At 75.0% G+C, this 20,669-nt stretch carries 3 protein-coding genes (1 of these 3 running past the window's edge); all 3 read right to left on the bottom strand.

Features of this window, described 5'->3' with window-relative positions; all coding sequences use genetic code 11:
* Position 1: 1 nt before the first annotated feature.
* Tightly spaced (each overlapping or abutting the next), the 3 genes in view from FHX81_RS42765 to FHX81_RS41615 form a layout consistent with a single transcriptional unit that may run on beyond the window.
* On the bottom strand, positions 2 to 2,245 hold the full coding sequence (locus FHX81_RS42765; RefSeq protein ID WP_141974615.1) for a cytochrome P450: 2,244 nt from the start codon (positions 2,243 to 2,245) through the stop codon (positions 2 to 4).
* Positions 2,232 to 19,349 carry a type I polyketide synthase gene (locus FHX81_RS41620; protein ID WP_281291710.1) on the bottom strand — a complete coding sequence of 5,706 codons (17,118 nt, stop codon included), beginning with the start codon at positions 19,347 to 19,349 and terminating at the stop codon, positions 2,232 to 2,234. Before FHX81_RS41620 ends, FHX81_RS42765 begins: the two co-directional genes overlap by 14 nt.
* Positions 19,346 to 20,669: the 3' end of a type I polyketide synthase gene (locus tag FHX81_RS41615; RefSeq protein WP_281291709.1), read on the bottom strand. It continues 20,888 nt past the right edge of the window; the window shows 1,324 of its 22,212 coding nt (coding positions 20,889–22,212); the start codon falls outside the window, past its right edge — the gene reads right to left on this strand; the stop codon is at positions 19,346 to 19,348. Before FHX81_RS41615 ends, FHX81_RS41620 begins: the two co-directional genes overlap by 4 nt.

Genomic DNA, 20,669 nt, shown 5'->3' with positions numbered 1-20,669 from the left:
TTCAGTCCTCCTCCAGCACCACGGGCAGCGTCTTGTGCCCGTTGGTGAAGAACGACCCCAACGGTTCCAGTTCGGCCGGCGGCACGGCGAGCCGAAGGTTCGGGAACCGCTCGAACAGCGCGCGCAACGCCACCGTGGCCTCGGTCCGCGCCAGCGGCGAGCCCAGGCAGTAGTGCACGCCGTGGCCGAACGCCAGGTGGTCGCGCCGGGACGGCCGGGTCACGTCGAACTCCTCGGCGTTCGCGCCGTGCCGGGCCGGGTCGCGGCCGGCCGCGCCGAACGACACCAGGATCGCCTCGCCCTTGGCGATCGGCACGCCGTCCACCTCGACGTCCTCCACCGCGTACCGCAGCGGCAGGTTCGGCACGGGCGCCTGCCAGCGCAGCGTCTCGTCGACCACGTCGTCCCACGTGCTCGCGCCGGTGGTGACGAGGTCGAGCTGGGTCGGGTGCGTGGCCAGCGCGTGGACGGCGCTGTCGAGCAGGTTGACCGTGGTCTCGAAGCCCGCGCTGATGGTCAGCAGCAGCGTGTCCAGCAGCTCCTGCTCGCTGAGCCTGCTGCCGTCCTCCTCGCGGGCCGTGATCAGGTCGGTGGTCATGTCGTCGCCGGGGTTGGCGCGCTTCTCCGCGACCAGGCCCTTGAGCAGCATGTAGAGCTCGGCGGACGCGCCCTGCACGCCGTCGGGGTCGGCGTCGAGGCTGAACACGGCCTCGACCAGGCGGCGCAGGTCGGCACCGGTCCGCTCGGACAGCCCGAACAGGCCGCTGATCACCCGGATCGGGAGCTGGAACGCGAACTCGGCGCGCAGGTCGACCACCGCGCCGCGGGGCACGGCGGCGAGCCGGTCGACCAGCTCGGCGGTGATGGCCTCGACCCGGGGGCGCATGGCGTCGATGCGCCGGGCGGTGAACGCCTTGGCGACCAGCTTGCGCAACCGGGCGTGGTCCTCGCCGTAGGCGGTGAACATGTTCTTCATCGCCACCCACATGATCAACGGCCAGTCCGGGGGGATCTCGCCGTTGCGCCACGCGGGCCAGTGCCGGTTGGCGTCCTTGGAGACGTTCGGGTCGAGCAGCACTGCCTTGACGGCGTCGTGGCCGGTGACCGCCCACGCGCCGACGCCGCCGGGCAGCTCGACGGGCGTGGTGTGGCCGCGTTCGCGCAGCCGGGCGGCCTCGCCGAAGATGTCGCCGCCGGCCGGGTCGAGGGTGTACCGCTCGACGGCCGGGATCTCGACGGCCTGCTCCACGAACGTCGTGCCGCGCCGGGGCGGTTCGGTGACCTCCAGCAGGGCGGCGGTGAAGCGGGAGCCCATGCCCAGGCCGATGACCATGATGGTGTCGCCGGGGTTCAGGTCGGCGTCGTTGAGCAGGTGGTCGACGCCGAGCAGCTGGTCGCACGGCCCGACGTGGCCGAGCTCGCGCAGGAACGGCCAGGTGGTGCGGTCCAGGTCGATGCCGAGCGGTTCGAGCACGACCACCTGCAGCTGCGCCAGGCCCAGGCCGGTGATCACGAACCGGGTGATGTCCGTGATCGCGACGTTGGCCTCCTTCGCGGCCTGCTCGACCGCGCCGACCAGCGCCTCGCTCATCAGCGTGAGGTAGGGCGCGAGGCCGGTGACCTCGATGGGCGTGCGGTTGCGGTGGCCCAGCGGGTCGGGGATGGACGGGGTGGCGAGCACCTCCATCTGGGTGGCGGAGCTGTTGGCGGTGGCGACCAGGCGGGCCCGGCCGCCGTCGCGGGTGAGCACGGCCGCCGCCGCGCCGTCGGCGAGGAAGATGCCGACGGTGGGCTGCCAGCGCTCCCAGCGCGGCGGCAGGAACCGGGCGGTCGCGGTGACCAGGGTGGCGGTGGCGGACCGGTCGGCGACGAGGTGGGCGGCGGCGGCCTGGAGCGCGGCCGAGCCGCCGTTGCTGGTCGCCTCCACCTCGTAGACCAGGGCGTGGCCGAGGCCGAGGACGCGCTGGAGGTGGCACGAGGACGCCATGTGGTCCTGGTGGTCCATCTGGGCGTAGGCGGCCATGGCGATGTCCGCGCCGGTCAGCCCGGACTGCCTCAGCGCGCCGATCGCCGCCCGGACCGCCATGGCGTGCTCGGTGAGGTCGTCGCTGCGGGTGAACGAGGTGAAGTCGGACAGCGCGAGCAGCCGGCGCATGGTGTCGGTGTCGGGCACGGCGTCCGTCGCCTGCGTGCGCGGCGGCAGGTGTCGGCCGGTGCCGCCGATGAACACGTCATCCCAGATCATGGACGTCCCTTTCCCTCAGTTCGGACAACCCGGCGCCGTACCCGCGGAAGTCCGTGAGCCAGCTGCTGATCGCCAGCGCGGTGGCGGCGGAGTGCTGTTCCAGCAGGGAGAAGTGGTCGCCCGGGACGACCACCGACTCCTGTCCGGACGGTGGTCGTTCGTGCGCGGTGCCGACGTGCAGCACCGGCGCGGTGGTCGGCGCCGGCCGCCACCGCCGGGCCAGGTCCAGGTAGTGGCCCATGGCGACCAGCCGGTCGTCGTCGACGGGGTGGACCTGGTGCTCGGGGTCGAGCACGCCGGCGAGGGCGGGGCCGTCGGTGGGCGTGATCAGCACGACCGCGGCCGGTGTCACGCCGCGTGCTTCGAGGCGGCCCGCGACGGCACGGGCGAGCCACGCCCCGACCGAGCGGCCGACCAGCGCGAACTCCCCCGGCGCCGCGTCGGCGACCGCGTCGGTCAGCGCGTCCACCAGCGCCTCGGCGGTGGCGGGCAGCGGGCCGCCGGTGAAGCCGGGCAGCGGCACGGCGACCACGTCCCGCATCGCCTCCAGGGCGGCGGCGAACCGCGCGTACTCCTCCACGCCGGTGAACGCCAGGGCGGACGGCAGGCAGACCAGCGCGGGCGGCACGAACCCGGTGGTGAGCTTGACCGGCGTGACGTCGGGTCGGTCGGCGAGCGGGCCGAGGCGGGCCGCGGCCGCCAGCAGGTCGACGCCGTCGCGCGCGCGGTCGACGTCGATCGCCTTGCGCAGCAGGGTTTCCAGCGGTCCGGGTTCCCGGTTGGCCGTGCCGCGCAGCTGCCCGTAGAGGTGGTTGGCCAGCTGGGCGGGCGTGGGGAAGTCGAACACGGCGGTGGCCGCCAGCTCCAGACCGGTGGCCGCGTTGAGCCGGTTGCGCAGCTCGATCGCGGTCAGCGAGTCCACGCCGTGGTCGCGGAACGCCTGCTGCGGGTCGGCGGTGAGCGGCGTGGTGTGGCCGAGGACGGCCGCGCTGTGCGTGTTGATCACCTCCAGCAGCAGGGCGCGCTGCTCGGGTTCGGCCAGTGCGGCGAGGCGGCCGATCAGGTCGGACGGGGTGACCGCCGGCGCCTTCGCGCGCGGTGACCGCTCGCGGCGCAGCAACGGCGTGCGGGCCGTGGCCGGGTCCAGGTGCGCGGGCACCAGCACGGGCGGGCCGGCGGCCAGGCCGAGGTCGAACAACGCCAGCGCCCGGTCGGTCGGCAGGGCGTGGAGGCCGGCTCGGGCGAGCCGGAGCCGGTCGGCCTCGGTCAGGCGGCCGGTGATGCCGCTGTCCTGCGCCCACTGTCCCCACGCCAGCGACACGGCGGGCAGCCCGGCCGCGTGCCGGTGGCGGGCCAGCGCGTCCAGGAACGCGTTGGCCGCCGCGTAGTTGGCCTGCCCGGGACTGCCCAGCACGCCCGCCGCGGACGAGAACAGCACGAACGCGTCCAGGTCGCGGGTCAGCTCGTGCAGGTGCCAGGCCGCGTCGACCTTGGGCCGCAGCACGGCGGCCAGCCGGTCCGGGGTGAGGCTCGCGATCACGGCGTCGTCCACGACCCCGGCGGTGTGCACGACCACGCGCAGGTCGTCGATCGTGGCCAGCAGCGCGGCGAGCGCGTCCCGGTCGGCGACATCGCACGCGGCCGCGGTGGTGGTCGCGCCGAGTTCGGCCAGCTCGGCCCGGAGTTCGGCCGCGCCGGGGGTCGCGTCGCCCTGCCGGCCGACCAGCACCACGTGCCGCACGCCGTGCGCGGTGACGAGGTGGCGTGCGGTGAGGCCGCCGAGGACGCCCAGGCCGCCGGTGATCAGGGCGGTGCCGCGCAGCGGGCGGGGTGCGACGTCCCGGTCGGCCTTGGTCAGCCTCGGGGCCAGCGGCGTGCCGTCGTGGAGCCGCAGGTGCGGTTCGGCTTGGGCGAACGCGGTCCGGACGGCGGCCGGGAGCGCCTCGCGGGACGCCTCCGTGCCGTCGTGCTCGACCAGCAGGAACCGGCCGGGGTGCTCGGCCTGCGCACTGCGGACCAGGCCCTGGGCCGCCGCGGACGGCAGGTCGTCGATCCGGGTGACGATCACCAGCCGGGTGTCGTCGGCCAGCGCCCGCTGCACGTCGGCCAGCACTTGGCGGGTGAGGGCGTGGGTCCGCTCGACCGGGTCCGCGCCGGTCGCCGCGAGCTCCCGCGACCGGGCCGGCACGTCCGGCGCGTCGGTGAGCGGCACCGGCGTCCAGTCGAGGGCGAACAGCGAGTCCGGGTGTCGGGTGACGGCGAGGCCGCCCAGTTCGACCGGGCGCAGCACGAGCGAGTCGACGCTCGCGACCGGTGTGCCGGCGGTGTCCGTGACGCGGATCGCGTAGGTGTCCGGCGCGGTGGGCGACAGCACGACCCGCAGGGTGGTGGCCGTGCCGGTGATCGACACGCCCGAGAACGAGAACGGCAGCCGGGCCAGGCCCTGGCCGGGTCCGTCGACCTCGGCGGTGATGCCGGTGAGCAGGGTGAGCGGCTGGATCGCCGCGTCCAGCAGGGCCGGGTGCAGGCCGTAGCCGGACAGGTGGGCGTGGTCGGCCGGGAAGGCGACCTCGGCGTGCAGGTCGTCGCCGTGCCGCCAGATGGCGCGCAGGCCCCGGAACGTGGGGCCGTAGTCGTAGCCCGCGTCGGCGAGCGTGTCGTAGAGGGTGGTGATGTCGACCGGGGTGGCGCCGGCGGGCGGCCAGGTGGTGGGCCCGCCGGGCGGGGTGGCCGGTTCGGGGACCAGGGCTCCGGTGGCGTGGCGGGTCCAGTCGTCCGGGTCGGTGGTGGTGCGGGAGTGGAGGGTGACGGCGCGTCGGCCGGTGGGGTCCGGCGCGCCGACGGTGACCTGGACGTGCGTGGTGTCCTGCAGCGGCAGCGGTGCTTCGAGGACGAGTTCGGCCAGCACCGGGCAGCCGACGTGCCCTCCCGCGTGCAGGGCCAGTTCCACGAACCCGGTCGCGGGGAGCAGGGCCGTGCCGAGGACGGTGTGCTCGGCCAGCCACGGGTGCGTGGTCGCCGCCAGCACGCCGGTCAGCACCACGCCCTGCCCGTCCGGCAGCTTCACCGCGGCCCGCAGCAACGGGTGGTCCACCGGGTCGAGCCCCGCCCCGGCTACGTCCGCCGGCACGCTCGGCACCAACCAGAACCGCTCGTGCCGGAACGGGTGCGCGGGCAGGTCCAGGTGGGCGCGCGGTGCCGGTGGCCGCCAGTCCGCGCCCTGTTCCCAGAGCCGACCGAGGGCGGCGAGGACGCGTCCGGGCTCGTCGTGGTCCCGCCGCATCACACCGGTCGGCACGAGCGTGGGGTGGGGCCCGATCTCCAGGAACGCCGTGACACCGCGTTCGCGCAACCAGTCCACGGCCTGCGCGAACCGCACCGCTTCCCGCGCCTGCCGCACCCAGTACCCGGCATCGAACACCGTGCCCGCGGAAGGGTCCCCGCCCAGGGGATCCCTGTTCTCCACGCTACTCGAACGGTCCGACAACACCGTGGACACGATCGGGATCTGTGGATAACCGAACGTCAGCCCCGCCACCACCTGCGCGAACTCCGCCAACATCGGCTCCATGTGCGCCGAGTGGAACGCGTGGCTCACCGAAAGCCGCCGGGTCTCGCGCCCGCGTTCCCGCCACACCTCGGCGATCCGCAGCACCGCGTCCTCGTCACCGGAGATCACCACCGAATCGGGTCCGTTGACCGCGGCGATCGAGACACCGTCAACCAGCACGACCTCCGCCTCCGCGGCCCGGATCGACACCATCGCGCCGCCCGCCGGCAACTCCTGCATCAACCGACCCCGCGCCGACACCAACGCACACGCGTCATCCAGGGTCAGCACCCCCGCGACGTGCGCGGCGGCGATCTCACCCACGGAATGACCCACCAGGTAGTCGGGACGCATCCCGAGCGACTCCACCAACCGGTACAGCGCCACCTCGATCGCGAACAACGCCCCCTGCGTGAACCGGGTCTGATCCAGGTCCACCTCCCACAACGCCAACCCGAGCCGCTCACACACCTCGTCCAACGCCACCGCGAACACCGGATACGCCGCGTGAAGCCGCCGTCCCATACCACGCCACTGCGCACCCTGACCCGAGAACACGAACGCCGTCTTGCCGTTCCGGGCTCTCTCGATCGGGGCGTCGACCACCGCGTCCAGGTCGGCCAGGATCGTCGTCGGATCGGTGAGGGCGGCCCGGTAGGGGAACCGGGTCCGGGACGCGAGGGCCGCGCCGACCGCCGGGTCGTCCGCGAAGTCACGCAGGCGGCGGGCTTGGGCGCGCAGGGCGTCCGGGGTCTTGGCGGACAGCAGCCACGGGACCGACTCGGTCACGTCCACCGGCTCGGCGGGCACCTGTTCGAGGATCACGTGCGCGTTCGTACCGCTGATCCCGAACGCGGACACGCCGGCCCGGCGCGGGCGGTCGACGGCGGGCCACGGCCGCGCCTCGCCGAGGAGCCGGACGTGCTGCCACTGCACGTGCGGGGTCGGCTCGTCCACGTGCAACGACTTCGGCAGCACGCCGTGCCGCAGGGCTTCGACCATCTTGATCACGCCCGCCACGCCCGCAGCCGCCTGCGTGTGGCCGATGTTCGACTTCACCGACCCCAACCACAACGGCTCCGAACGATCCCGACCATAAGTCGCCAACAAGGCCTGGGCCTCGATCGGATCACCCAACGTCGTACCCGTACCGTGCGCCTCCACAGCGTCCACATCGGACGGTGTCAACCCGGCGTTCGCCAAAGCCTGACGGATCACCCGCTCCTGCGACGGACCGTTCGGCGCGGTCAACCCGTTCGACGCGCCGTCCTGGTTCACCGCCGAACCCGCCACCACCGCCAACACCCGGTGACCGTTGCGGCGCGCGTCCGACAACCGCTCCAACAACACCAACCCGGCACCTTCACCCCAACTGGTGCCGTCAGCCGCCGCGGCGAACGACTTGGCACGTCCGTCGGCGGCCAGGCCGTGCTGCCGGGAGAACTCCACGAAGCTCGCCGGGGTGGCCATCACCGTGACACCACCGGCCAGCGCCAGGTCGCACTCACCGGAACGCAACGCCTGCGCCGCCAGGTGGATCGCCACCAACGACGACGAACACGCCGTGTCCACCGACACCGCCGGACCTTCCAACCCCAACACATACGACACCCGCCCCGACGTCACGCTCGTCGCCGTACCGGTGGCCAGGTAACCCTCGACGTCCCGGGACACCTGGTCCACGCCGCCCGCGTACCCGGACGCCCAGCTACCGGTGAACACGCCGGTCCGGCTGCCCGCCAACGACGTCGGGTCGATGCCGGCGTGCTCGAACGTCTCCCACGCCGTCTCCAGCACCAACCGCTGTTGCGGGTCCATCGCCAACGCCTCACGCGGCGAGATCCCGAAGAACGCCGCGTCGAACCCGCCGACGTCGGCCAGGAACCCGCCGGACCTGGTGTAGGTGGTGCCGGGTCCGCCGTCCGGGTCGTACAGCCGGGCCACGTCCCAACCGCGGTCCGCGGGGAAGTCGCCGATCGCGTCCACTCCCCCGGACACCAGCCGCCACAGGTCCGCCGCCGACGTCACGCCGCCGGGGAACCGGCACCCCGTGCCGACGATCACGATCGGGTCGTCGCCGCTGGGCACGGCCACCGGCGCGACGGTCCGCCGGGCCGTCCCGAGCAGCACTTCCCGCAGGTGATCGGCCAGGCGCGTCGGGGTGGGGTGGTCGAACGTCATGGTCGCGGACAGCCGTACGCCGACGGCCGCGGCCAGCCGGTTGCGCAGTTCCACCGCCGTCAGCGAGTCGAAGCCGAGGTCGGAGAACGCCCGGTCGGCGTCGACCCCGTCGGTGCGGCCGAGGACGGCCGCGCTGTGCGTGGTGATCAGCTCCAGCAGGGCAGCGCGCTGCTCGGCTTCGGGCAGCGCGGTGAGGTCCCGTGCCAGACCTGACGTGCGTGCGGGTCGGCGGCGCGTCAACGCGCGCAACACCGGCCGGTCGCCCAGGGCGGACACGCGCAGCCCGGCGGCCACCAGGGTCGGCTCGGGTGCGGTGAGGGCGGCGTCGAACAGGGCCAGGCCGTGCCCGGTGGACAGCGGCACGACCCCGGACCGCGCGAGGCGGCGGTGGTCGCCGTCGTCCAGGTGTCCGGTCAGGCCGCTGGCCTGCGCCCACTGCCCCCACGCCACGGACACCGCGGGCAGGCCCTGCCCGCGGCGGTGCTCGGCCAGGGCGTCGAGGTAGGCGTTGGCGGCGGCGTAGTTGCCCTGGCCCGCGCTGCCCAGGACCCCGGCGGCCGAGGAGAACAGCACGAACGCGCTCAGGTCCAGGTGGCGGGTCAGCTCGTGCAGGTGGTGGGCGGCGTCGGCCTTCGCGGCGCGGACGCCGGCGAGCCGTTCGGGGGTCAGCGACCCGATCACGCCGTCGTCCAGCGCGCCGGCCGCGTGGACCACGGCGGTGAGGTCGGGGATGCCCGCCACGACCTCGGCCAGCGCCTGCCGGTCGCGGACGTCGCACGTGACTGCGGTGACGTCCGCGCCGTCGATGACCGGCGCGGCCCCGGACCGGCTCACCAGCACGAGCTTCCGCACGCCGTGCGCGGCGGCGAGGTGCCGGGCGACGTGCCCGCCCAGCGTGCCCGTGCCTCCGGTGATCAGCACGGTGCCGTCGGGGTCGAGCGGCGCGGGCACGGTCAGCACGATCTTGCCGACGTGCCCGGCCTGGCTCATGTGCCGGAACGCCTCCGGCGCGCGCCGGACGTCCCAGGCCGTGATCGGCAACGGGTGGAGCACGCCTGCCACGAGCAGCCGCACGACCTCGGCCAGCACCTTGCCGAGCCGTTCCGGGCCCGCTTCGGCCAGGTCGAACGCCCGGTAGCCGGGAACGTCCCGCGGGTCGGCCTTGCCCATGTCCACGAACCGGCCGCCGTCGGCCAGCAGTCGCAGCGACGCGTCGGTGAACTCGCCGGTCAACGAGTTCAGCACCACGTCCACGCGCGGGAACCGCTGCTCGAACTCCAGCGTGCGCGAGGAGGCGATGTGGTCGTCGGGCACGCCCGAACGGCGCAGCACGTCCCACTTGCCGGGGCTCGCGGTGGCGAACACCTCCGCGCCCAGGTGCCGGGCGAGCTGGATGGCGGCCAGGCCGACACCGCCCGCGCCGGAGTGGATGAGCACCCGGTCGCCCGGGCGCAGGCCGCCGAGGTCGACCAGGCCGTACCAGGCGGTCAGGAACGCCACCGGGACGGCGGCGGCCCGGCTGAACGTCCAGCCGTCGGGCACGGGCACCACCACCCGGTGGTCGGCGACCGCGTGCGGTCCGAAAGCGCCGGACAGCAGGCCGAGCACGCGGTCACCGGGACGCAGGCCGGTGACGTCCGAGCCCACCTCGGTGACCACACCCGCGCCTTCGCTGCCGAGCGTCGCCGGGCCGGGGTAGACGCCGAGGGCGATCAGGACGTCCCGGAAGTTCATCCCGGCCGCCCGCACCCGCACGCGGACCTCGTGCGGCCGCAACGGGACTTCGTCGGTCTCGGCGAGCACGAGGTCGTCCAGGTTCCCGGTGGCCGGCGGCACGAGCGAGCCGGTGACGTCCGCGTGCGCGGTGGCCCGGACGAGCCGCGGCACGTGGACCACGCCACGGCGGACGGCCACCTGGTCCTCGTCGTCCAGGAGGACCGGCGGCGAGTCGTCGGTGTCCACCAGCACGACCCGGCCGGGGTGTTCGGCCTGCGCGGCGCGGACCAGCCCCCACACGGCCGCGCCGTCGAGGTCGTCCACGTGGTCGCCGGGTGCCACCGCCATCGCGTTGCGGGTGTGCACGACCAGGCGGGCGTCACCGTCCTCGGCCAGGAACCCCTGGAGCAGCTCCAGCGCTTCTTCGACCGAACGCGGTGCCACGACCCGGTCGGGTGCGGTCGTGCCGCCGTCACGGCGGATCCAGTCCAGCTCGAACAGGGCGTCGTCGGCCTGCCGCGCCATCGGGCGGGTGGTGACCGAGCCGATCGTGGCGATGGGCGCGCCGGAGTCGTCGGCGAGCGCGACCGAGTAGCCCTGCGGCGTGCCCGCGAGCCTCACCCGGGCGGTCGACGCACCCGCGCGGTGGACCGTGATCCCGTGGAGCGAGAACGGCAGCCGCACCCCGCCGGTCGTGTCGGTGCCGGTTGCTCCGGCCGACAACGCCAGCGGTTGCAGCGCCGCGTCCAGCAACGCGGGGTGCACGCCGTACCGGCCGCCGTCGTCCACCGCGACCTCGGCGAACACCTCGCCACCCGCACGCCACACCGCCCGCACGCCTTGGAACGCGGGACCGTGCTCGTACCCGGCGCCGGCCAGCACGTCGTACAGGTCGACCACGTCGACGGGTCGTGCGCCGGGCGGCGGCCAGCTCGTCGGGAAGGCCGGGGCGGTGACCGGTTCGACGGCGAGCGTGCCGGTGGCGTGCCGCACCCAGTCGTCCTGTCCCCGGGAGCGGACCTCCACCGGGTGGCGGCCCGTCCCGTCCGCCACGCCCACGACGACCTGCACCCGCACCGGAGCGTCGAGCACCAGGGGCGCTTCGAGGACGACTTCCTCGACCGCCGCGCACCCGACCACGCCCGCGGCGTGCGCGACCAGCTCCACGAACGCCGCCGCGGGCAGCAGCACGGTCCCGAGCACCGCGTGGTCTGCCAGCCACGGGTGGGTGTCCGTCGACACCGTGCCGGTCAGCACCACGGCCCGGTCGCCGGGCAGCTCCACGGACGCGCCGAGCAGCGGGTGGTCGACCGGGTCCAGGCCCGCGCCGGTCACGTCACCGGAACCACCGGGCGCCAGCCAGAACCGCTCCCGCTGGAACGGGTACGTCGGCAGGCCGGCCGGCGCGGTGGATGCCACGCCCCAGTCGACGTCCACGCCGAGCACGAACAGCCGTGCGGCGGCGGCCAGGAACTCGTCCCGCCCGCCGCGGTCGCGGCGCAACGTGCCACCGGCCGTCGCGTCCAGCTCCGCCAACGCCGGTGTCAGCACCGGGTGCGGGCTGACCTCCACGAACACCGGCGAGCCGCTGGCCGCCACCGCGCGGGCCGCCCGCTCGAACAGCACCGGCTCGCGCAGGTTGCGGTACCAGTAACCGGCGTCGAGCCCGGCGGTGTCGACCACCTCACCGGTCACCGCGGAGTGGAACGGGACCGTGCCGGACGTCGGCGTGATGTCGGCGAGGTCGGCCAGCAGCCGGTCGCGGATGGCCTCCACCTGTGCCGAGTGGGCGGCGTAGTCCACCGGCAGGCGACGGGCGCGGATGTCGCCGGCACCGGCCAGCAGCTCGTCCAGCGCGTCGTCGTCGCCGGACACGACCACCGAGCCGGGGGCGTTGACGACCGCGACGGTCAGCCGCCCGCCCCACCGCGCCAGGTGGTCGGTGGCCTGCTCGGCGGACAGGCCGAGCGACACCATGCCGCCCCGGCCCGAGATCGCGACGAGTGCCTTGCTCCGCAGCGCGACGACCCGGGCGGCGTCCGCCAGCGACAACGCGCCGGCGACGTGCGCGGCGGCGATCTCGCCCTGCGAGTGGCCGACGACGACGTCCGGCTCGACGCCGACCGACCGCCACAACCGGGCCAGCGCCACCATCACCGCGAACAGCGCGGGCTGCACCACGTCGACCCGGTCCAGCGACCCGCCGCCCAGGACGTCGACCAGCGACCAGTCGACGTGCGGCGACAGGGCCCGCTCGCACTCGTCGATCGCGTCCCGGAACACCGGCTCGGCCGCGTACAGGTCCCGGCCCATGCCGACCCACTGCGCGCCCTGTCCCGGGAAGACGAACACCGTGCGGTCCGGTGTGCCCGCGATCCCGGAGACGACCTCGCCGCCGAGGACGGCCGCGCGGTGCGGGAACCGGGCGCGACCGGCCAGGGCGTGGCCGATGCCAACCGCGTCGGGGTGGACCGCCGCGAACTCCCGGAGCCTGCGGACCTGCTCCCGCAGCGCGGGTCCGGTCTTCGCCGACACCAGCCACGGCACCTCGCCGGCCGCGGTCGTGCCGTCCTGGTCGGGCGCTTGCTCCAGCACGACGTGCGCGTTGGTCCCGCTGATCCCGAACGACGACACCGCGGCTCGCCGGGGACGCCCGGTCTCCGGCCACGGCACCGGTTCGGTGAGCAGCCGCACGTCGCCCCGGTCCCACGCCACGTGCGGTGTCGGCGCGTCCACGTGCAGCGTCTTCGGCAGGCGGCCGTGCCGCAGGGCTTCGACCATCTTGATCACGCCCGCCACGCCCGCCGCCGCCTGCGTGTGGCCGATGTTGGACTTCACCGACCCCAACCACAGCGGCTCGGCGCGGTCCTGGCCGTAGGTCGCCAGCAACGCCTGCGCCTCGATCGGGTCACCGAGCGAGGTGCCCGTGCCGTGCGCCTCCACGGCGTCCACATCGGACGGTGTCAGACCCGCGTTCGCCAGGGCCTGGCGGATCACCCGCTCCTGCGACGGACCGTTCGGCGCGGTCAACCCGTTCGACGCACCGTCCTGGTTCACCGCCGAACCCGCCACCACCGCCAACACCCGATGACCGTTGCGGCGCGCGTCCGACAACCGCTCCAACAACACCAACCCCGCGCCCTCGCCCCAGCTCGTGCCGTCGGCGGAAGAGGAGAACGGCTTGCACCGGCCGTCGGCGGCCAGGCCGCGCTGGCGGGAGAACTCGGTGAAGCCGACCGGGGTGGCGATCACGGTGACGCCGCCGGCCAGCGCCAGGTCGCACTCGCCCGTGCGCAGCGCCTGCGCGGCCAGGTGCAGCGCGACCAGCGACGACGAGCAGGCCGTGTCGAGGGAGACCGCGACGCCCTCCAACCCGAGCAGGTAGGCGATCCGGCCGGACACCACGCTGGTGGCCGCGCCGGTGCCGAAGTACCCCTCGACCTCGGCGGGTGCGCCGTACCCGGAGGCCCAGATCCCGGTGAACACGCCCGTCCGGCTGCCCCGCAACGACGTCGGGTCGATGCCGCCGTGCTCGAACGTCTCCCAGGCCGTCTCCAGCAGCACGCGTTGCTGCGGGTCCATGGCCAGCGCTTCACGCGGCGAGATGCCGAAGAAGTCGGCGTCGAACCCGGCCACGTCCGCCAAGAACCCACCGGAACGGGTGTAGCTCGTGCCCGCGTGGTCGGGATCGGGGTGGTACAGGCGGTCCAGGTCCCAACCACGATCGGTCGGGAAGTCCGTGATGGCGTCCACGCCGTCCGACACCAACCGCCACAGGTCACCCGGTGACGCGACCCCACCGGGCAGGCGGCAGCCCATGCCGACGATCACGATCGGGTCGTCGTCCACCGGGCGCGCGACCGGCTCGGCAACGGCGGGACGCGCACCGACGATCTCGTCGCGCAGGAACCCGGCCAGGCGTGCGGGTGTGGGGTGGTCGAACGTCACCGTGGCGGGCAGCCGCAGGCCGGTGGCCGTGCCGAGTCGGTTGCGCAGCTCCACGGCGGTCAGCGAGTCGAAGCCGAGGTCCTTGAACGGCTGCCGGGTGTCGATCGCGTCCGGCGAGGCGTGCCCCAGGACCGTGGCGGTGTTCGCCGTGACGACGTCGAGCACCGCGGCCACCTGCTCGGCTGCCGGCAGTGACCGCAGCCGGTCGGCCAGCGCGCCCCGGTGGGCGGGACGTCGGGCGTGCTTGCGGCTCACCAGCCCGCGCAACGCCGACGGCGGCACGGGTGTGCGGGCGAGGGCGGGCAGGTCCAGCGCGACGGGCGCGACGGCGGCCCGGTCGGCGGCCAGCGCCGCGTCGAACAGGTCCAGCGCGTGCTCGGTGGTCAGCGGCACGACACCGGCCCGGGTCAGGCGGTGCCGGTCGGCGTCGGTGAGGTGCCCGGTCATGCCGGACGCCTCCGCCCAGTAACCCCAGGCCAGCGACACGGCCGGCAGGCCGAGGGCACGTCGGTGCACGGCCAGGGCGTCCAGGAACGCGTTCGCGGCGGCGTAGTTGGCCTGGCCCGGGCTGCCCAGCACGCCGGAGGCGGACGAGAACAGCACGAACGCGCTCAGGTCGAGGTGGCGGGTCAGCTCGTGCAGGTGCCAGGCGGCCCGCGCCTTGGGCGCGAACACGTCGGCCACCTGCCGGGGCGTCAACTCGGTGACCACGGCGTCGTCCAGCACGCCCGCCGCGTGCACGACCGCCGTCAGGTCGGGGATCGAGGCCACCAGCGCCGCGACCTGCTCCCGGTCGGAGACGTCGCACGCGACCACGCGCACGTCCGCGTCCAGTTCCGGCGCTTCGCCGCCGCTGCGGCCGACCAGCACCAGCCGCCGCACGCCGTGCCGCGCGACCAGGTGGGCGGCCACCGCCCGGCCGAGCGTGCCGGTGCCGCCGGTGATCAGCACCGTGCCGTCGAGGGCGGCGGGCAGGGCGAGCACGATCTTGCCGATGTGCTGCGCCTGGCTCATGTGCCGGAACACGTCGACCGCGTCGCGCACGCCCCGGACGTCGAGCGGCAACGGCGTCAGCACGCCGTCGGCGAAGGCACGCAGCACCTCGGCCAGGATCGCGCCGAGCCGCTCGGGGCCGGCGTCGGCGATGTCGAACGCGGTGTAGTCGACGCCGGTGTCGGCGCGGATGTCGGTCTTGCCCATCTCCACGAACCGGCCACCGGGCGCGAGCAGCCTCAGCGACGCGTCGGTGAACCCGTCGGCCAACGAGTTCAGCACCACGTCCACCGGCGGGAAGGCCTGCTCGAACTCCAGCGTCCGCGAGGAGGCGATGTGGTCGTCGCCCAGGCCGAGGCCGCGCAGCACGTCCCACTTGGCCGGGCTCGCGGTGGCGAAGACCTCCGCGCCCAGGTGCCGGGCGAGCTGGATGGCGGCCATGCCGACGCCGCCGGTGCCCGCGTGCACGAGCACCCGGTCACCCGGCCGCACGCGGCCCAGGTCCACGAGGCCGTACCAGGCGGTCAGGAACACCACCGGCACCGAGGCCGCCCGCGCGAACGCCCAGTCCTCGGGCACCGGCGCGAGCACCCGGTGGTCGGCGACGGCGATCGGCCCGAACGCGCCCGGCACCAGGCCGAACACCCGGTCGCCCGGCCGGAACCGATCGACGCCCGGCCCGACGTCGAGCACGACGCCCGCCGCCTCGCCGCCCATCAACGCCTCGCCGGGGTACACGTCGAGCGCGATGAGCACGTCGCGGAAGTTCAGCCCGGCGGCACGCACGGCGATGCGCACCTGTCCCGGGGCCAGCGGTCCGGTCAGCTCCGGTCGCGGCACGAGCGCCAGGTCGTCGATGCCGCCCGTGCCGACGTCCTCCAGCCGCCACGGCCCGTCCGGCGGGGTCAGCGCGCGCTCCACCCGGCCGAGCCGGGGCGCGAGCAGGGTGCCCCGGCGCACGGCCAACTCCGACTCGTCGGCCACCGTGCCGTCCCACGAGCCGTCCGCGTCCACGAGCACGAACCGGCCGGGGTGCTCGGCCTGGGCCGACCGCACCAGGCCCCACACCGCGGCGTGGGCCGGGTCGACCACGTCGCCCGCGACGGCGGCGACCGCGTTGCGCGTGACGACCACCAGCCGGTCGTGGTGGCCTCGGACGGCGTTCAAGGCTTCGCGGAGCGCCGCCAAGGCCCGCTCGGGGGTGTCGCCGGGGTGCTCGGCCACGTCGTGGCGGGTTTCGGCCGCGAGGTCACCGCTGACCGGCACCCACCTGAGGTGGAACAGGTCGTCCGGGGTGTCGGCGAAAGCCCGCACCGACAGGGACGCGATCGAGGCGACCGGCGTCCCGTCCGGTTCGGCGAGCGCGACCGAGTACGTGTCGGGGCCGCCGGACAGCCGCACCCGCAGCACGCGCGCGTCGGTGGGGCGCAGCACCGCGCCGGTGAACGCGAACGGCAGCTTGGCCGGGCCGTCCGGGTGCAGCAGTGCCATCGGGTGCAGGGCCGCGTCGAGCAGGGCCGGGTGCAGGGCGAAGTGCTCCCCCGCGGGTGCCTCCACCTCGGCGTGCACCTCGTCACCGACCCGCCACGCGGCCGTGACGCCTTGGAACGCGGGGCCGTAGTCGTAGCCGAGGGCGGCGAACGCGTCGTAGAGGTGGGTGACGTCGAGCGGTTCGGCGTCCGGTGGCGGCCACGGGCCGTCCCACGCGGGTTCCGGTGCGTCGCCGAGCGTGCCGGTGGCGTGCCGGACCCACTCGCCGGCGTGCGAGTGCACGGAGAGGAGCCGCAGGCCGGTGTCGTCGGGCGGTCCGACCACCACTTGGAGCCGCACCCCGTCCTGGTCGAGGACCAGCGGGGTTTCCAGCACCAGCTCGTGCACGGCCCGTGCGCCGACCTGCGTGGCGGCGTGGGCGGCGAGTTCGAGGAACACCGTGCCGGGCAGCAGCACGGCACCGCGCACGGCGTGGTCGGCCAGCCACGGGTGGGTGGACGGCGACACCTTGCCGGACAGGGCCGCGCCGCCGTCGGGCAGGTCGATCACGGTGGTCAGCAGCGGGTGGTCGCCGGTCTCCCCGGTCGTGGGGCGCAGCCAGAACCGCTGCCGCTGGAACGGGTAGGCGGGCAGCTCCGCGGGCGTGAGGCCGGCCGGGAACGGCCAGTCGACGGGCACGCCCCGGACGTGCAGGCGGGCCAGCGCCGCGCGGAACCCGTCCGGCTGGTCGCGCCGCAGCGTCCCGGTGACCAGGACGTCGGCGTCCTCGGCCGTCTGCTCGACCGCGGACGTCACCACCGGGTGGGGGCTGACCTCGACGAACACGCCGTGCCCGGCCGCCAGCAGGGCGCGCGTGGCCAGGTCGAACCGGACCGGCTCGCGCAGGTTGCGGTACCAGTGCCCGGCGTCCAGGTCGGCGGCGGGCGCGCCGGTGACCGTCGAGTACAGCGGGATCGCGGCGGGTCGCGGCGTGATGCCGGCCAGGTCGTGCCGCAGCCGGTCGCGGAGGACCTCGACCTCCACCGAGTGGGCCGCGTAGTCGACCGGGAGCGCGCGGGCGCGGATGTCGTCGGCGGCGCACGCGGCGACCAGTTCGGCGAGGTCGTCGGTGTTGCCGGAGACGACGACCGTGCCGGGCGCGTTGACGACGGCGACGGTGAGCCTGCCCGCCCACCGTTCCAGGTAGTCGGCGGCGCGCTCGGGCGACAACGCCACGGACACCATGCCGCCCCGGCCCGCCAACGCCACCAACGCCTTGGCGCGCAACGCGACGACCTTCGCGGCGTCCTCCAGCGACAGGATGCCCGCGACGTGCGCGGCGGCGATCTCGCCCTGCGAGTGGCCCACGACCGCGTCCGGGACGACGCCGTGCGCGCGCCAGAGCCCGGCCAGCGCCACCATCACGGCGAACAGCGCGGGCTGCACGACGTCCACGCGGTCGAGCGGGCCGTCGCGCAGGACGTCGACCAGCGACCAGTCCACGTGCGGCGCGAGGGCTTCGGCGCAGGCGTCGACGTGGGCGCGGAACACCTCGGACGACGCGTACAGCTCGCGGCCCATGCCCGGCCACTGCGCGCCCTGGCCGGGGAACACGAAGACGGTCTTGCCGGGTACGCCCACCGCTCCGGTGATCAGGCCGGGCGCGTCCCGGCCGGCGGCCAGTGCGGCCAGGCCGGCGCGGTGGTCGTCCAGGATGACGGCGCGGTGCTCGAAGTGGGTGCGGCGGGCGAGGGCCCGGGCGACGTTCGGGGCGGGTGCGTCGACCACCTGGAGGCGTTCGGCGTGGGCGGCCAGGGCTTGCGGGGTGCGTGCGGACACCAGCCACGGCAGGTCGACGTCCGCTGTGGACGGTTCCTCGGCCGGGACGTGCTCGAGGATGACGTGGGCGTTGGTGCCGCTGATGCCGAACGACGAGACCCCCGCGCGGCGCGGCCGGTCGGCGTGCGGCCACGGGGTCGGCTCGGTGAGCAGCGTGACGTCGCCCGCCGTCCAGTCCACGTGGTCGGTGGGCCGGTCGACGTGCAGGGTGCGCGGGAGGACGCCGTGGCGCATCGCCTGCACCATCTTGATCACGCCCGCGATGCCGGCGGCGGCTTGGGTGTGGCCGATGTTCGACTTCACCGAGCCCAGGCGCAGCGGTTGGGCGCGGCCCTGGCCGTAGGTGGCCAGCAGGGCCTGCGCCTCGATCGGGTCGCCGAGCGTGGTGCCGGTGCCGTGCGCCTCGACCGCGTCCACGTCCGACGGTTCCAGCAGCGCGCTCGCCAGGGCTTGCCGGATCACGCGCTCCTGGGACGGGCCGTTGGGTGCGGCCAGGCCGTTGGACGCGCCGTCCTGGTTCACCGCGCTGCCGCGCACGACGGCGAGCACGCGGTGGCCGTTGCGGCGCGCGTCGGACAGGCGTTCCAGCAGGACCAGGCCCGCGCCCTCGGCCCAGCTCGTGCCGTCGGCGGCGTCGGCGAACGACTTGATCCGCCCGTCCGGGGCGAGGCCGCGCTGCCGGGCGAACTCCACGAACCCGGCCGGGGTCGCCATGACCGTGACGCCGCCGGCCAGCGCCATCGTGCACTCCCCCGCGCGCAGCGCCTGCGCGGCCAGGTGGATCGCGACGAGCGACGACGAGCAGGCCGTGTCCACCGACACCGCCGCGCCCTCCAGGCCGAGCAGGTACGACACCCGGCCGGAGGTGGTGCTGGTGGCGATGCCGGTGGCCAGGAAGCCCTCCAGGTCCGGCGGCGGTTGGGCGGCGTAGCCCGAGGACCACACGCCGGTGAACACCGCGGTCCGGCTGCCGCGCACCGCGGTCGGGTCGATGCCGGCGTGGTCGAACGTCTCCCACGCGGTCTCCAGCAGCACCCGTTGCTGCGGGTCCATCGCCAACGCCTCGCGCGGCGAGATCCCGAAGAACCCCGCGTCGAACCCGGCGCCGTCGGCCAGGAAGCCGCCCGACCGCGCGTAGGTGGCGCCGGGCTTGTCCGGGTCCGGGTCGTAGGGGACGTCCCAGCCGCGGTCGGTCGGGAAGTCGCCGATCGCGTCCACGCCGTCGGCGACCAGCCGCCACAGGTCGTCGGGCGACCCGACGCCGCCCGGGTAGCGGCACCCCATGCCGATGATGGCGATCGGCTCGCGCGCGGCCTCCTCCACCTCGGCCAGGCGCTTGCCCATCACCCGCAGGTCCGCGGTGGCGCGCTTGAGGTAACTGCGGAGCTTGTCTTCGTCGGCCGTCACGGTTGCTCCCCCGCGGTGCGGTACTCGCCTGATCGGATGACCTGGGTCCGGCGGTGCTCGTCGTCGAGGATGCTGAACAGCTCGCTGTCGGTGGCGTCGTCCAGGTCGTCCTCGGGTGTGGCGCGTTTGGCGGTCCACGTGGCCAGCAGCGCTTCCAGGCGGGCCGCGACGGCGTCGTGGTCGGCGTGCTCGGCGCGGTCCAGCGCGGACTTGAGCTGGTCGAGTTCGGCCAGCAGCGGGTCGGGCGTGGTCTCGGCCAGCCGTTCCCGCAGGTGGTCGGCCAGCCGGGCGGGTGTCGGGTGGTCGAACGTGAGCGTGGCGGGCAGGCGCAGCCCGGTCGCCGCGTCGAGGTGGTTGCGCAGCTCCACGGCGGTGAGCGAGTCGAAGCCGAGGTCGGAGAACGCGCGGTGCGGGCCGACGGCGTCGGTGGACGCGTGGCCGAGCACTTGGGCGACCGCGCGCCGGACCAGCTCCAGCACGTCGTGCGTCGGCTGGGTCGGGTCGCTCGGGCGGGCGGGCGTCGCGCGGCGGTCCAGGCGGACCGGCGCCAGCACGGGTTCGCCCGCGGTGAGGGCGGCGTCGAACAGGGCCAAGGCCTCGTCGGTGGTCATCGGCAGCACGCCCGCCTTGGCCATCCGCCGCCGGTCGGTCTCGGTGAGCTTGCCGGTCATGCCGCTGGTCTGCGCCCAGTGCCCCCAGGCCAGGGACACCGCGGGCAGGCCGTTGGCGTGCCGGTGGGTGGCGAGGGCGTCGAGGAACGCGTTGGCGGCGGCGTAGTTCGCCTGCCCCGGCGCGCCGAGCACGCCCGCGACCGACGAGAACAGCACGAACGCCTCCAGGTCGCCGGCCAGTTCGTGCAGGTGCAGCGCGGCGGCGGCCTTGGGCTGCCAGACCGCCGCGAACCGCTCGGGGTCGAGCGACTGCACCACCGCGTCGTCCAGCACGCCGGCCGCGTGCACGACGGACGTCACGGGGTGCTCGGCCAGGAGCCGGGCCACGGCGTCGCGGTCGGCCACGTCGCAGGCCACCACCGTGACGTCGGCCCCGGCCAGTTCCCCGATGAGGTCTTCGGCACCGGGGGCGGCCGGCCCGCGTCGGCTGGCCAGGACGAGCCGCGTGACGCCGTGGCGGGCGACCAGGTGGCGGGCTATCGCCGCGCCGAGCACGCCGGTGCCGCCGGTGACGAGCACCGCGCCGTCCGGGCTGAGCGTGGACGGCAGGGGTGCGACGTCGGCGCGGTCCAGGCGCGGCACGTGGAGTTCCCCGTCCCGGACGGCCACCTGCGGCTCATCGCCCAGGGCGGGCAGCGGCCCGTCGGTG

The sequence above is a fragment of the Saccharothrix saharensis genome, assembly GCF_006716745.1.
In the GTDB taxonomy this organism is placed as follows: domain Bacteria; phylum Actinomycetota; class Actinomycetes; order Mycobacteriales; family Pseudonocardiaceae; genus Actinosynnema; species Actinosynnema saharense.
The sequence above is the reverse complement of the archived record's forward strand: the minus strand, read 5'-3'. Positions and strand labels throughout refer to the sequence as shown.